The 15,606-nt window shown below is 64.3% G+C and carries 10 protein-coding genes; 9 read left to right on the top strand and 1 reads right to left on the bottom strand.

Annotated features, from left to right (window positions below; translation table 11 throughout):
- The first annotated feature begins 23 nt into the window (after positions 1–23).
- Both BLR49_RS00845 and BLR49_RS00840 read left to right on the top strand, forming a co-directional pair.
- Positions 24–1,778 carry an alpha,alpha-phosphotrehalase gene (locus tag BLR49_RS00845; RefSeq protein WP_092531990.1) on the top strand — a complete coding sequence of 585 codons (1,755 nt, stop codon included), beginning with the start codon at positions 24–26 and terminating at the stop codon, positions 1,776–1,778.
- Positions 1,779–1,792: 14 nt separating this feature from the next.
- A complete protein-coding gene (locus tag BLR49_RS00840) occupies positions 1,793–3,829 on the top strand; it encodes a PTS sugar transporter subunit IIABC (RefSeq protein WP_092531987.1) in 2,037 nt (678 codons plus the stop codon).
- Between the two features lie 66 nt (positions 3,830–3,895).
- Here the strand turns inward: BLR49_RS00840 and BLR49_RS00835 are convergent, their stop codons facing one another.
- Positions 3,896–4,621, bottom strand: coding sequence for a UTRA domain-containing protein (locus BLR49_RS00835; RefSeq protein ID WP_092531984.1), 726 nt, complete (start codon positions 4,619–4,621; stop codon positions 3,896–3,898).
- Positions 4,622–5,422: 801 nt separating this feature from the next.
- Between BLR49_RS00835 and ileS the strand changes: the two genes are divergently transcribed.
- The 7 genes from ileS to BLR49_RS00800 all read left to right on the top strand — a co-directional run bounded on the left by ileS (position 5,423) and on the right by BLR49_RS00800 (position 15,567).
- A complete protein-coding gene (ileS, locus tag BLR49_RS00830) occupies positions 5,423–8,782 on the top strand; it encodes an isoleucine--tRNA ligase (protein ID WP_092531981.1) in 3,360 nt (1,119 codons plus the stop codon).
- Positions 8,783–9,789: 1,007 nt separating this feature from the next.
- Positions 9,790–10,521 (top strand): sugar transferase, encoded by a 732-nt coding sequence (locus tag BLR49_RS00825; RefSeq protein WP_245690270.1) that lies wholly within the window; start codon positions 9,790–9,792, stop codon positions 10,519–10,521.
- An 18-nt stretch (positions 10,522–10,539) separates the two neighbouring features.
- A complete protein-coding gene (locus BLR49_RS00820) occupies positions 10,540–11,298 on the top strand; it encodes a glycosyltransferase family 2 protein (RefSeq protein WP_092531978.1) in 759 nt (252 codons plus the stop codon).
- A 67-nt stretch (positions 11,299–11,365) separates the two neighbouring features.
- Positions 11,366–12,523: a glycosyltransferase gene (locus BLR49_RS00815; RefSeq protein WP_092531975.1), complete on the top strand. Its 1,158-nt coding sequence runs from the start codon at positions 11,366–11,368 to the stop codon at positions 12,521–12,523.
- Positions 12,523–13,626: an EpsG family protein gene (locus tag BLR49_RS00810; RefSeq protein WP_092531972.1), complete on the top strand. Its 1,104-nt coding sequence runs from the start codon at positions 12,523–12,525 to the stop codon at positions 13,624–13,626. Before BLR49_RS00815 ends, BLR49_RS00810 begins: the two co-directional genes overlap by 1 nt.
- The gene (locus BLR49_RS13915) at positions 13,623–14,069 is read left to right on the top strand and encodes a serine O-acetyltransferase (RefSeq protein ID WP_342706613.1); all 447 of its coding nucleotides are present in this window, start codon (positions 13,623–13,625) and stop codon (positions 14,067–14,069) included. Before BLR49_RS00810 ends, BLR49_RS13915 begins: the two co-directional genes overlap by 4 nt.
- Positions 14,070–14,133: 64 nt before the next feature.
- The gene (locus tag BLR49_RS00800) at positions 14,134–15,567 is read left to right on the top strand and encodes a lipopolysaccharide biosynthesis protein (RefSeq protein WP_092531969.1); all 1,434 of its coding nucleotides are present in this window, start codon (positions 14,134–14,136) and stop codon (positions 15,565–15,567) included.
- Positions 15,568–15,606 lie beyond the last annotated feature (39 nt).

The following is a 15,606-nucleotide window of genomic DNA, read 5'->3' as shown; positions in this document are numbered from 1 at the left end:
CGTGACCGACCCGGAGCACCCCCATGACTTTCCACGACGCCGTCGTCTACCAGATTTATCCGAAGTCCTTCCGGGACACTACCGGCGACGGCGTCGGTGACCTGCGCGGCATCCTCGAGAAGGTCCCCTATATCGCCTCGCTGGGCGTGGACTACGTCTGGCTCAACCCCTTCTACCCCTCGCCGGGCAAGGACAACGGCTACGACGTCGCCGACTACTGCGCGGTCGACCCCGCGATGGGCACGATGGAGGATTTCGACGAGCTGGTCGCCGCCCTGGCCGAGCACGGCATCAGCCCCATGCTGGACATGGTGCTCAACCACGTGTCCACCGAGCACGAGTGGTTCCAGCGGGCGCTGGCCGGTGAGCAGCGCTACCGGGACTACTTCTACCTCCGGCCCGCCCGCGGTGACGGACCGACGGGGGAGCCGATCCTGCCCACCAACTGGGTCTCCAAGTTCGGCGGTCCCGCCTGGGCGCCGTTCGGACCCGTGGACGACTCCGGCCGCCCGCTGGGCGGGGAGTACTACCTGCACCTGTTCGACCCCGGCCAGGCCGACCTGGACTGGCACAACCCCGAGGTGCGTGCCCGTGCCGCAGAGGTCATCAACTTCTGGCGCTCCCACGGCGTGAAGGCCTTCCGCTTCGACGTCATCAACCTGATCGGCAAGACCGAGCCCCTGGCGGACGCCCCCGCGGGCACCGACGACCGCCTCGTCTACACCGATGGTCCGCTGGTGCACGACTACCTGCACGAGCTGTGCCTGGCCAGCTTCGGGCGCGACGCCGACTCCGTCACCGTGGGGGAGATGTCCTCCACCTCGATTGCCGCCTGCGTCGACTACACCAGCCCCGCGCGGCGCGAGCTGTCCATGGTGTTCAACTTCCACCACCTCAAGGTCGACTACGCCGACGGCCAGAAATGGACCCTGGCCGATCCTGACATCCCCGCACTCAAGCGCATCCTCAACGACTGGGCCCTGGGACTCCAGGCCGGCGGCGGCTGGAACGCCCTGTTCTGGAACAACCACGATCAGCCCCGCGCCATCAACCGCTTCGGCGACCCGGACCGCTTCCGCTACGAGTCCGCCACCATGCTCGCCACCGCCATTCACCTGCTGCGCGGCACCCCCTACATCTACATGGGGGAGGAGATCGGCATGACCGATCCGGACTACACCCGAATCGAGGAGTACGTGGACATCGAGGCCCGCAACGCCTACGCGGAACTGAAGGCCGCCGGGCGCAGCGAGGCGGAGGCCTTCGCCGTCGTCCACGCCAAGGCGCGTGACAACGCCCGCACCCCCATGCAGTGGGACGCCACCGCGGGCGCCGGCTTCACCGCCGGCACCCCGTGGCTGCGCCCCACCAACGCTGCTTCGATCAACGTTGCCGCGGAGGAGGCGGGCGGGCGCATCCTGCCCTACTACCGGCGCCTGGTGGCACTGCGCAAGACGGAGCCGGTGATCGCCGACGGCGACTACGCCCCCTGGATGCTGGACAACCCCGACGTGTTCGCCTACATCCGCACGCTGCCCGCCTCCGGTGCCGACACCGCAGCCGATGCTGTCGGCCCGACTGATGACGAGGCCGGCGCCACCCGCCTGCTCGTCCTGACCAGCTTCCGTGGTCACCAGACCACGGTCGAGATTCCCGCCGAGTTCCTCGCCGGAGAAGTACTCATCGGGAACTACCCCACCCGGCCGCTCAGCCCCGTCATGGCTCTGTCCCCGTACGAGGCACTGGCCGTCATCGTTCGCACCGACACTCGGCTCTGAGAGGAGCTCTCTGCATGACCCCGGCATCCGTCCCGGAACAGGCGCTGGTAGCGCCCGTGTCCGGCAAGATAATCCCGCTCGCCGACGTCCCCGACCCGGTCTTCTCCTCCGGTGCGCTCGGGGAGGGCTTCGGCGTGGTTCCCTCCGCAGGTGACGTCGTCGCCCCGGCGGCGGGTACCGTCACCATGGTGGCCGAGACCGGCCACGCCGTCGGCATCGCCACCGCCGATGGGTTGGAGATCCTCCTGCACCTGGGCGTGGACACCGTCGAGCTGGAGGGTCGCCCCTTCCGCCTGACCGCCGCCGTCGGACAGACGGTACAGGCCGGCCAGCGCCTGGGCGCCATGGACCTGGCGGCGATCACCGCCGCCGGCAAGGACACAACCACCATCGTGGCCGTCACCAACTCCGCCCAGGCCTTGGCCGAGCTCCGGCTGACCCCGGGGGAGGCGCAGGCCGGTGCGGGAGTTGCCGCCGCCGTGCTCAAGGCGGCCTCCGGCGACTCCGCGGTCGCCGACGCCTCCGCGCCCGCCCCGGACGACGGCCTCACCGGATTCGACGCCACCGCCCGCGACATCATCGCCGGGGTGGGCGGGGCCGCCAATATCCGCTCCGTCATCCACTGCATCACCCGGGTGCGCTTCTACTTGAAGGACGAGGCCCAGGCCGACGACGCCGCGGTCACCGGCACCGAGGGCGTCATCGACGTCGCCCGGGCCGGCGGGCAGTACCAGGTGGTCATCGGCGCCACCGTCGACGACGTCTACGAGGCCATCATCAAGCAGCTGCCCCACCTGGCCGAGGGCGGCGGGGACGCGGAGCAGGCGGGCCCCGCTGCGCCGCGGCCGACCACCGCCATCGGCTGGGTCAAGTACGGCTTCTCCTCACTGATCGGCGTGATCACCGGCTCCATGATCCCCGTGATCGGCGTGCTGGCCGCCTCCGGGATTCTGAAGGGGATCCTGGCACTGCTCACCCAGTTCAACGTCGTGGACACCGGCACCTCCACCTACACCTTCATCGACGCGATGGCCTCGTCGATGTTCTACTTCCTGCCCATCATCATCGGCTTCACCTCCGCTCGCAGGCTGGGCGCGGACCCGATCATCGTGGCCATCATCGGCGGGGTACTCACCTTCCCGTCCGTGGTCTCCATGGCGGATTCCTCGGCCGAGGACTACCACGTGATCGCCCGGATCGGGCGGACGGTATTCAACTCCGACTTCTTCAGGATCCCCGTCTCCCTGCCGGAGGGTAACGCCTACGCCTACTCGATCTTCCCCATCATCGTGGCGGCGTGGCTGGCCAGCAAGCTCGAGCCATGGCTCAAGAAGTGGATTCCGGCGGTGGTGCGCTCCATCTTCGCCCCACTGCTGGAGATCTTCATCGTCTCCACCCTGGTGCTGGTGGTGTTCGGCCCGATCGTCATGACCATCTCCGGCGCCATCGCCCAGGGCGTCAGCTGGGTGCTGAGCCTGTCCTACCCGGTGGCCGGACTCCTGATCGGCGGCTTCTACCAGTGCCTGGTCATCTTCGGCCTGCACTGGGCCGTCATCCCGATCATCTCCCAGCAGATCGCCGATCCCGGATACTCTCCGCTCAACGCCATCGTCTCCGCCTCCATGATCGCCCAGGGCGGTGGTGCCCTCGCGCTGTGGGTCAAGGCCAAGAGCCCGCGCATCAAGCAGCTGGCCGGACCGGCCACGATCTCGGCCCTGTGTGGGGTGACCGAGCCCGCCATGTATGGCCTGAACCTCAAGTACGGCCGCGTGTTCATCACCGCCTCCATCGGCGGCGCCGTGGGCGGCCTGCTCACCGGCCTGTTCGACGTCAACATGTGGGGCTTCACCGGTGCCTTCGTCGGCTTCCCGTCATTCGTCAACCCCGAGGGCATCGACGGGTCCTTCACCGGATTCTGGATCGCCTCGGTGGTGACCCTGGCGGTGTCCTTCCTGGCCACCTACTTCTTCGGATTCAAGGAGTCCGACTTCGAGACCGAGCGCACGGTGGAGAAGGTACGCCTGGGCAACCGCGAGCCGGTCGCCCGCTAGGGGCCTGCCGTCGGTGATCCGGGGGCGGGCGGGACTGTTCGAGTCCCGCCCGCCCCTGCCTCGCACTCAGCCGCGGGCGGGCAGGCGCTGCGCCGTCGCCACGAATCCGAAGGTGGCCGGCACGTGGTGGGAACGGGTGTACTCGAACGGCACCCCGGAGTCGTCGAAGCCGAGCGACTCCACTACGCCGACGCAGTCCAGGCCGTCGAGGTCCAGGTAGCGGCGGTCCAGTTCGTCGGCCGGCTCAATGGTGACCATGCGCGAGGCGGTGGCGATGTGCACTCCCAGGTCATGCTCCAGAAAGGCGTAGATGGATGACTCCGCCGCCGCGGGCGGAATCTCTGGGACCACCGAGCGCAGGAAGCGGTTGTGATCGATGATGGCGGCCCTGCCGTCCAACAGCCGCAGCCGCCGCAGGTACAGCACCTCGGTGCCCGCGCTCAATCCGTAGGCCAGTGCGGCCTGCTCGGAGATGGTTTCGACGGTGGAGGAGAGCACCACGGTGCGCACGGTGGTGCCGATGCGCTCGCCGGCCTCCGCCAACGACTCAATGCCGGACAGGAAGAACCGCGAGGTTGAGCGCGGGCGGTAGATGACTTGAATCCCCTTGCCCTGAATGGCCTGCACATAACCCTGGGAGCCCAGGTACTGCAATGCCTTGCGCACCGTGGGACGGGTGGTGCCGAACTCGGCGCTCAACTGGTTCTCGCTGGGCAGGAAGGCGCGGAAGGGGAAGCGGCCGGCCTCGATTCCACCGCGCAGGAACTCATAGATCTCCTGATACTTCGGCACGCTCCGGCCATCGTGCCGGGGAGCATGAGTTGAGGCGGCCAAGGTGTGGTGTCCTCCGGTTGGGGCGATGCGCCTGGGGCGGCCAGGCACACCTAGCGTATCGGTGCCCGCCTTGAGCGCACGGCAGGCCGCCCACGACGCGGGTCCGCCGCCGAGGACGCGCTCCAGTCGCCGAGGACCCCTCCAGGCGAGCGTCGCCGCGGGTTGCCCGCCGTCCTGACCGGCTACCCCGCGTGCTCGACGATCCCGCCTGTCGTCAGCACCCCCTGAGGCTTGTCCCGAGTACCCGAGACGGCTGCGTTCACACCCCGCACAATCCGCTGTACGACCAGCGACCAACCGGAAGAGCTTCAAGACTAGTGTTGATGCGTACTCGTGCACATGGGGCGGACTCGGGCCCGGCGCGGCGGGGCCTGGGCCTGGGTAGCGGGAGGGCCGCCTCCCGGCCCCGAATGTGGCGAGTACGACGCCGTCCGGGCCTCGCAGACGATGGAGACGCGCCCCCGCCGCGGTTACACTCACCGCCACAGGCGCCGACCCGGCCATCACCGGCGAGCCTCCGGAAGAACCGGGCCTCTGCCCACGGCGGGCCCCCAGTAGAACCGGACGGGACAGCCCGTCACAGCTGCGAATCAAGCGGCCCGACCCGGCTACGCCGGAACGGGCAAGCGAGGTGGTACCGCGGTGCGGTCCCCGCCATGCCGGAGTGCCGGCGGGCGGGGCGGCGTCGTCCTCGTAAGGCCCCGGGCCGGGCCAGTCGTCCGGCCCACCGACAACGAGTAAGACGCGAGGCAAGACCACATGGCCGAAGAGCCCACCGCCGCCCAGCACACGGGTGCCGCCTTCTACCCCCTGCACCGCCCCGGCCAGAAGGTCGAGCCGTCCCCCGCATTCCCCGCCATCGAGGGGGACGTCCTGGCCTACTGGAAGCAGGACGGCACCTTCCAGGCGTCCGTCGACGCCCGCCCCGCCCTGGACGACAACGGTCACTCCAACGAGTTCGTCTTCTACGACGGCCCGCCCTTCGCCAACGGCCTGCCCCACTACGGTCACCTGCTGACCGGCTACGTCAAGGACGCGGTCGGCCGCTACCAGACCCAGCGGGGCCATCGCGTCGAGCGGCGCTTCGGCTGGGACACCCACGGCCTGCCCGCCGAGCTGGAGGCGCAGCGCGAGCTCGGCATCGATGACGTCACCGAGATCACCCGCCCCGGCGGACTGGGCATCGAGAAGTTCAACGAGGCCTGCCGCACCTCGGTGCTGCGCTACACCAAGGAGTGGGAGGATTACGTCACCCGCCAGGCGCGCTGGGTCGACTTCGACCATGACTACAAGACCCTCGACCCCTCCTACATGGAGTCGGTCATCTGGGCCTTCAAGACCCTGTACGACAAGGGCCTGGCCTACCAGGGCCACCGGGTGCTGCCCTACTGCTGGCACGACCGCACGCCGCTGAGCAACCACGAGCTCAAGATGGACGATGAGATCTACCAGGACCGGCAGGACAACACGGTCACCGTGGGGTTGCGCCTGGAGCAGCGGCTGGATGCCACCCGCCCCGACGCCGCCCCCGAGCTGGCCCTGATCTGGACCACCACGCCCTGGACCCTGCCGTCCAACTCCGCCGTCGCCGTCGGCCCGGACATCGACTACGTGACCGTGCACGTGGATGCCGAGCTCGACTCCCCGGTAGCCGGCCAGGACGTGCTGCTCGCCCGCGATCTGCTGGGCGCCTACGCCCGGGAGCTGGGGGAGGACCCGCAGGTGCTGGCCACCTACAAGGGAACCGACCTGGTCGGGGTCCGCTACACGCCCATCTACGACTTCTTCGACGACGACGCCCACCGCGCCGAGGGCGCCGCTCCCGGGGCGGCCGCCTGGCAGATTATCGCCGCCGACTACGTCACCACCACCGACGGCACCGGCCTGGTGCACCTGGCGCCCGCCTTCGGTGAGGACGACATGTACACCTGCCAGGCCTACGGCGTCGGCACGGTGATCCCCGTCGACGACGGCGGCGTGTTCACCGCCGAGGTGCCCGACTACGCCGGCATGCAGATCTTCGACGCGAACAAGCCGATCGTCACCGACCTGCGCGACGGCAGCGGACCGCTGGCCCGCCGCGAGCCGGCCGTGCGCGCGGTGCTGGTGCGCCAGGCCTCCTACGTGCACTCCTACCCGCACTGCTGGCGCTGCCGCAAGCCGCTGATGTACAAGGCCGTCTCCAGCTGGTTCGTCAAGGTCACCGCCATCCGCGACCGCATGGTGGAGCTCAACCAGGAGATCACCTGGGTGCCCGGCCACATCAAGGACGGCATCTTCGGCAACTGGCTGGCCGGCGCCCGCGACTGGTCCATCTCCCGCAACCGCTTCTGGGGCGCCCCCATCCCCGTGTGGGTGAGCGACGACCCGGCCCACCCGCGCACCGACGTGTACGGCTCCGTCGCGGACCTGGAGCGCGACTTCGGGGTGGAGGTCAAGGATCTGCACCGTCCCTTCATCGACACGCTGGTGCGCCCCAACCCCGACGACCCCACCGGCAAGTCCATGATGCGGCGCATCCCCGACGTGCTGGACTGCTGGTTCGAGTCCGGCTCCATGCCCTTCGCCCAGGTGCACTACCCGTTCGAGAACGTGGACTGGTTCGAGTCCCACAACCCCGGCGACTTCATCGTGGAGTACATCGGGCAGACCCGCGGCTGGTTCTACACCCTGCACGTGCTGGCCACGGCCCTGTTCGACCGGCCCGCCTTCACCACCTGTGTCTCCCACGGCATCCTGCTGGGCGACGACGGGCAGAAGATGAGCAAGTCCCTGCGCAACTACCCCGACGTCCAGCGGGTCTTCAACCGCGACGGCGCCGACGCCATGCGCTGGTTCCTGCTGTCCTCCCCGGTGGTGCGCGGCGGCAACCTGGCCGTCACCGACCGGGCCATCCGGGACACGGTGCGCCAGGTGATGCTGCCGCTGTGGAACGCCTGGTACTTCTTCAGCCTGTACGCCGCCCACGCGGGCGAGGACGGTGCCTGCTACCTCACCGACGGCGTGGACCCGGCCGATGCCGCGCTGTTCGGCCCCAAGGGGTCGCTGCACGTAATGGACCGCTACATCCTGGCGCGGGCCAAGGACCTGGCCGACACCGTCGGCGCCCAGCTGGACGCCTACGACGTCACCGGCGCCACCCACACCGTGCGCGAGTTCATCGACGTGCTCACCAACTGGTACCTGCGCACCTCGCGTGCGCGTTTCATGGACGGCTCCGCCGCGGTCTCCCACCCCGCCTTCGACACGCTCGCCACCGTGCTGCGCGTGCTGATGCAGGTGATGGCTCCGATGGCCCCCCTGCTGGCGGAGGAGATCTACCGCGGCCTGACCGGGCAGCGCTCCGTGCACCTCACCGACTGGCCGGTCCTGCCCGCGCACGTGGCCGACGGCGCCCTGGTGGCCGCCATGGACGAGGCGCGGGACGCCGTCTCCGCCGCGCTGAGCCTGCGCAAGGCGGACAAGCTGCGCGTGCGCCAGCCGCTGCGCACCCTCACCATCGCCACCGCCGACCCGGCCGGGCTGGCACCCTTCACGGCGCTGATCGCCGAGGAGGTCAACGTCAAGCAGGTGCGGGTGGTGGACGCCGCCGACGCCGGCTACGAGCTGACCGAGGAGCTGGCGCTGAACCCGCGCGCCTTCTCCCCGCAGGTCCGCAAGCTCACCTCCAAGCTGTTCGCCGCCGTCAAGGCGGGGGAGTGGGAGGTCACTGCGGACGGCGACGTCCGCTTCGACACGGTCCTGCTCGACGGCGCCCCGGTGGTGCTGGAGGCGGAGGACTCCGCCTTCACCCTGTCCACCCGCATCGAGGTAAGCGACGACGCCCTGTCGGCGACCGTGCTGCCTTCGGGTGCCTTCGTGGTGCTGGACACGGCGCTCGACGACGACCTGGAGGCCGAGGGCTGGGCCCGCGACCTGGTCCGCCTGATCATGGACGAGCGCAAGGCCACCGGGCTGAGCATCGGTGAGCCCGCCCGTGCGACGCTGACGGTTCCGGCGGACAAGCAGGCCTGGACCGGCGCCCACCTCGACCTGATCAGGCGCGAGGTCAGCTGTGTGGAGGTGCAGGTCATCAGCGCCGACGTGGACGCTCCCAGCGCCAAGGTGGCGCGGGCCTGATCCCGGGCCTGGCTGGCCATCGCAAGAGGAACCTGCATCGGCCCGGTGGCCGGTCGCCAAGCACGACCGGCCACCGCGACGGATCCTCTACCAGCGCCCGCGGTACGGCCGCCACTTAACTGGACCTCGCGGTGGCCGCCGCTCGCCTGACACACCACCAACCTCGACGCCATCTCCGGGGTGCCTAATCTCTGGCGCCACACCGGAGGACGCACGGCATCCGACGCCGCCATGCACGGACACCCCTCCAGCTGGCAAGGACAGTCTGGCGGATACAGGTGCCTTAGGTCCGTATCCGGCCTCGTTTTCGCTCTCCCCATGACAGCAGAGCGTCGTAGCGGCGCACAGGCTCAGCCGGGCGGTGGCCGAGCATCGCTGGGATGTCAACAGGCGACCATGACTCCTAGGGTCATCGAACTCAATAGAGCCAAGTGTTCCGACAACGCTCCGAAACGCCTCGTAGCCGGGACTCCGGAAGTAGAGTATCCCGGCAGGAGGGAGCGTCAGACGCTCGTTTCGTGCTCTAAAGGACGTACAAAAGAAACACCTGTAGCCGATGTCGATCTGAAGACGACAGTCCCAATATGGCAACGTTGCGCGGTGTGACTGGTAGTACGCAGCGCAAGAGCGGTAGCATTCGATCGCTAGCACGCGACATCCCCGCTAGCCTCGCCCTGAGCAGATGAGGAGGCCTCGCAAGCCCTGATGCGACCTTAATTGAGTCCACCAACAATCAAGCCCACCAGCAAGTTGACCGCTTCAGGCAGCCGACCAGTTGCTGTTCTCTGGCATGCCAGGTCTCTCACGAGGGGTGGCGGGGCTCTCGACGCGGTAGGCCCCGCTTGTAAATGGTTGATTGCCCGGTGGTGTATGCAATTCTGAACCCGCAGGCGGGTTGTCGGAAATTGAGTGCGACGCCGACAACCGGATTGCTTAAACACTAACTGCAGCCTACGTGCTAAAGCATGCGCGTCCCGTTCGGCGGGAAGTCCATGTTTGGGAGATACATGTCGAACCTACGTGCTGATCCGGCCAAGCGGATCATGGCGGTGATGCCTCCTTGGAAGGATCTGCCTGAGGAGATGCGGACCCACGCCGTGCGTCCGTACTACGACCGGCTGGTTGAACGGCAGCGCGAGCTGCGGCTCAAAAGACTGCTGGACATTGCGGGAGCGGCCGTGATGTTGGCTGCGTTCGGATGGCTGTTCGCCTTTCTTCCAATCATCATAAAGATCGAGTCTCCGGGGCCCGTATTCTTTCGGCAGAAGCGAGTGACGCAGTTCGGCCGCGAATTCGAGATACACAAATTCCGCACTATGAAGGCGGCTCCGCATCAGTCAGGCCTGCAGGTGACCTTGCACAACGATGCACGAGTCACCAGAGTAGGTGCCTTCCTGCGTCGGTACAGGATCGATGAGGTTAGTCAGCTGATTGACATTTTACAAGGGAACATGAGCTTCGTGGGAACTCGTCCTGAGGTTCCGGAATATGTCCGTAAGTACACTCCAGAGATGCTGGCGACGCTGTTGCTGCCTGCGGGCGTCACTTCAACCGCAAGTATTGAGTTCAAGGATGAGGCGCAACTGCTGACATCTATTACAGACGCCGAGCGGGCATACACGGAGTACATCCTTCCTAGAAAAATGGCTTTCAACTTGGATGATATTCGGAAGTTCAGTATCGCTCGGGACCTCAGGATCATGCTGTTGACCATTCGTGCGGTCTTGACTGACAGGTAAGTGGGAGAACAGGGGAACATGAACTTAGAACCCGGCCTCGTATCCGTGATCATGCCCGCATACAACAGCGAGGCGTTTATCGAGCAGGCGGTGCGATCCGTGCAGGCGCAGACTTATACCGCTTGGGAATTGATTATCGTGGACGACTGCTCGACGGACGGCACCGCAGAATTGGCGCACGAGCTCTCCCGCGAGGACTCGCGCATACGGTGCCTCAGGCTTTCATGCAACTCGGGCGCCGCTGTTGCGCGCAATTGTGCCATGAATGACGCTCGAGGCCAATACATGGCCTTTCTCGACTCCGACGACCTGTGGCACCCCGATAAGCTCGAGAAGCAGTTACAGTTCATGACAGCGGAGTCTTTATCCTTCACATGCACCGCCTACCAGCAGGTTACCGGACCAGGGATGCGCAAGGGCAGGGTAATACGTAGTCCGAAGCGGATCTCCTATCGCCGTCTGCTTCTGGACTGCCCGGTGGGGAACTCCACAGTAATGTACGACGTGTCACGGATGGGCAAGTTCGAAGTGCCCGATATCAGGAAGCGTAACGACGACGCGCTATGGCTGCGTATGCTGCGGACGGAGCCGTTCATATGGAGTATTCCCGACGTGCTTGCGTACTACCGCGTTCGGTCAGGATCGGTATCGAGCAACAAGCTCAGTCTTGTGAAGTATCACTGGACCCTGTATCGTCGAATAGAGCGCCTGGGTGTGGTGACGTCAGTATATCATCTGATAGCATGGGGAGTGATCAAGGTGTTTCGACTCAAATAGAGGGTGGAGGAGGACCTGCGCCTGACGGTGACGATGCGATACGATTGTGCTAAGGAGTGTGGAAATAATGCTGCCTAACGAGGCAGATGGTTCTCACGAGGCGCCCGCAAATGCCCTGCGGGTGTTACACATTCACTCTTCGCTGACGGTCCGCTCAGGTGTGATGGGCGTGTTGATGAATTACTTCCGGCACATCGATCGCACGAGAGTAGTGTTCGATTTCTACACTTACTATCACCCGTCAGACAGAACCTATCAGGCAGAGATCGAGTCTCTTGGGGGCAGGTGTCTTGAAGGACCAGACAGCAAGAACATCTTCACAATACGAAGGCACTTGGCTACGGTTTTAAAGGAACATGAGGGCGAGTATCGCGTGGTCCATATTCATGATCCTATGCTGGCCCGGTTCTTGTGGCCTGTGATTCACCGCAATGGGAATGCCAGCGTGATAGTTCACTCGCACTCTACGGGATACTCGGGCAGTCGAATCAGGGCGTTCCGTAATTGGTTGGCGTGCAGGAACATATCGCGGTACTCGGATGCACGTATGGCATGCTCGAACGATGCCGGAGTCCATCTGTTCGGTGACGATGGCTTTACCGTCATGCGAAACGCGATTGAGGTCGAGCGGTTCGCCTTCGATGAGGGCACCAGGAAATCAGTGCGGGCCGAGTTCGGTCTTGAAGGAGCGTGCGTGATCGGTCATGTGGGCAGGTTCAGCGAGGAAAAGAACCACACGCTTCTGCTGTCGGTCTTCAAGGAATTCGTCCAGCGTGAGCCCACTAGCCGTCTGCTGTTGGTTGGAGATGGGCAGCTGAGAGAGCGCTACGAGGCCATTGCCAGTGAGCAGGGCATTGGTGATCGGGTCATCTTCCTGGGACACAGTGGTCGGGTCTCGGAGCTGTACCAGGCGATGGACGTGTTTGTTCTCCCGTCGAGGTTCGAAGGACTCGGGCTGGTCGGGGTTGAAGCGCAGTGCGCCGGTGTCCCCGTGGTGTGCTCGGACAGGGTGCCTAGGGAGATTGAGACGTTGAACTGTTCGTTCGTCGCGCTTGACTCACCTCCGGATGTGTGGGCGAGGAAGATCGATTCGGTACGTCTCCAGACCGATCGGGGCAGAGAGCTCGGTGCTGAAGCGACACGTCTTAGCGGCTATGACGTAAGTGACGCGGTCGACGAGATTATGCGATGCTATGAGGAACTCGCACTGACGGGGGGACGGTGATGTGGCTTCATTTCGCCCTGTTCGCATGCCTGTTGCTCGCGGCCGGATTGTCCCTTGGAACGCAAACCGACGGCGTCGATAAGGGGACGTTGTCGCTTCTCGTCGCGACCGGCGCCTTTATAGCGATGAGCTCGATGCGGGCCGTGACGGTGGGTAGCGATACCCCTGAGTATCGGAGGGTGTTCGTCTCGATCGCCGGTGCTGATTCATTGAGCGAGGCGTACTCCGTCAGCCGCTTCGAGCACGGATACGTGCTCTTGAACTACATGATCAGCAGAGCCACGGACGACTTCAATGTGTTCCTGCTCGCCTTGTCAGTCCTGTCCTTTGGATCGATCGCAGTATTCATTCATCGGTATGCGTATTCGAACTCGGTTGCCGTACTGCTCGCATTCGGCATGTCGATCTATTACGACGTGATGCTCGCGCTGAGGCAGGGGCTCGCGGTTGCGCTGTTCTTGTTTTCCTTCCCTGCGCTGCTGGACCGCAGGCCGGTTCGCTACGTGCTGCTGATACTGCTGGCAACACAGTTCCACAGCTCCGCGCTGATCCTGCTGCCCGTCTATTTCATAACCTCGATCAATGCTCATACCTTTGCTGGCTGGCTCAAGGCGGGTGCTGTGGTTCTATTTGCGGCGGTTACGTTGGGCGTAGTGCTGACGCGTGTGTCCTACGTACTCACGTACTATGGGCATTACCTCAGTTCAGCGTACGCGGAAGGAGGAATCCGTTCGGCCACGGTCCTGGGCATTTGCGTGAGGATCGTTGTGGCTGTGATTGCCGCGGGTTGCGGCTGGACTGCAGCCGTTGCCGATGATGCCTCTGGGAGGATGCGGGTCCTGCTCGCGTTCGTGCTGCTGGATATCGGCGTAATGACAGTCTCGCTCGGGTTCAACATGCTGGACCGGATCGAGATGTACCTCACCCTCCCGTTCGTGGTTGGAGTCGCGAACGTGATGTCTCGGGGCGATACTCCGCGTCGGATTGGTGCGGAGGTGCTGACGGTCCCCTTGTGCTTTGTGCATAAAACGGTCTCCTTAGCCCTCCGCCCGGAGTGGTTCCACCTGTTTCCCTATGTCAGTTTTCTGCAGGAAAGGCGATGACCGTGGATCCGGTGTACCGTTGCTATTCAGTCGCGCGTTGGTTCTCCGAACGCCACATGCGCTTGTTCGCGTACGTCGTGAGGGCGTTGATGCGAGTCGTATTCGCGTGTGACGTGCCCTATGGTGCTCGAGTTGGGAGGGGGACCAAGTTTCCTCACCACGCGCTTGCAGTGGTGATACACCCGGACGCTGTCGTGGGCGAGAACTGCACGGTATCGCATCAGGTAACCATTGGTGGAAGAAGCGGTCTGAAGGAGGTTCCCATGATAGGGGACAGGGTACTTATTGGATGCGGGGCGACGCTACTGGGACCCATTGTTGTCGGGGATGATGCGGTGATCGGGGCGGGCGCTGTGGTTCTGGCTGATGTTCCGGCTGGTGCGACGGCTGTTGGTGTGCCAGCGCGTATCGTGGTTGGTGAGGGGAATGGTCCGAAGTTGTGAGTGTGCCATAGCGATGACCTGGTGGCACGTCAATTGGTACTATGCGTGATGGTGAGGGTATAACGTGGTATCAGGCGATAGAGGAAGGCTTCGAGAACTCATCGGCAATACGGTCTTGTTCGCGTTCGGGACGCTCGGCGTGAAGCTAGTCTCTTTTGTCCTGATGCCTCTGTACACCACGGTGATGACCGTGGAGGAGTACGGAGTCGCGGAACTCGCCAACAACAGTACCGAGGTATTACTGCCGGTGATGTCCCTGGGAGCTGTCGAGGCGCTATATAGGTTTTCGATCGATGAGGAGGTTCAGAAGCGCAGTCTTTTCACGAACTCTGTCATCCTGCTCGCAGGCGGCGCCGTTTGTGTCGGTGTAATGTGCGCGGTCGCCCGCGTTGCGTTGGGCTATACGTTTGCGCTGCCGGTCTTCGTGCTCTTCGCCTCCGTTTGCTCTTACAAGGCAACGGCACAGTTCGCGAGAGGATGTGGACATGTTAAGCGGTATGTCCTGTACGGGATGACGAATGCCATTGCCCTGCTCGCTACAACCTACTGGTTGGTGGTACACGCTGGTGGAGGCGTATCGGGTTACTTGTGGTCGTATTCGATAGCGCACTTTGCAGCTTCTGCGATCGCGTTCGTGGCGTCTCGGGAGTTTCGTTTCCTTTCATGGTCTAGTGTTGACCTCACGTTGTTGAAGAGGATGCTCGGCTACAGTCTGCCGCTGGTTCCGAACTTGATTGCCTGGTGGGTTGTCAGCATATCGGGACGATACATCGTGCTTTGGTGCTGCGGTGCGGGCGATGCGGGGATCTTCACCGCGGCGAGCAAGCTGCCGGCGGTCATCAATCTGGGTACCTCGGTGTTCCAATTGGCCTGGCAGTACTCCGCGTCGAAGGCGATAGGTTCTCCAGGCAGTGGAGTATTCTTCGTGCGCGTGCTGCGCGGTTACGCATGGGCGGTGCTGCTGCTCTCCGGCGCCGTAATCGCGCTGAGTCGGCAGATATCGAGCCTGTTGTTGCGTTCGGACTTCGGTGTTGCGTGGCGATACGTCCCACTGCTGATGCTCGCCGCCGCTTTCGGTGCGTTGTCGATCTTCTTCGAGAGCTTCTACCAGGCGCTTATGGACAATCGAATGCTGATGGTGTCGACATTGGTTGGTGCAGTAGTTAACGTCATCGTCGGTATGCTCCTTTCGATGGCTGCTGGACTTTGGGGCGCCGTGTTCGGCATGCTATCGGCGTACGTCGTCATGTTCGGCATCCGGGCCTACGACATCAGGAGAAGAATGTCGCTGCCCATGACAGGTCTGAGGATCTATCGTCAGCTGGCATTGGTTGGAGTGATCGCCGGTGTTTCATCATTCGAGGCATCGCCGCTATCAGTTAGTGTGACCGGTGCATCCGTGCTGTTGTTGCTGCTCTCGGACCTCGGTATTGTGAGTGCGTTGAGGAACGAGGCGCGCGTGTGGATCAACACCCGGGTCGGGAGAGGGGTGGCTTAGTTTCGTTTTAGCTGATGTGTGGCAGGGTGTGGTCGTGGC

Source organism: Actinomyces ruminicola (assembly GCF_900103885.1).
In the GTDB taxonomy this organism is placed as follows: domain Bacteria; phylum Actinomycetota; class Actinomycetes; order Actinomycetales; family Actinomycetaceae; genus Actinomyces; species Actinomyces ruminicola.
The sequence above is the reverse complement of the archived record's forward strand: the minus strand, read 5'-3'. Positions and strand labels throughout refer to the sequence as shown.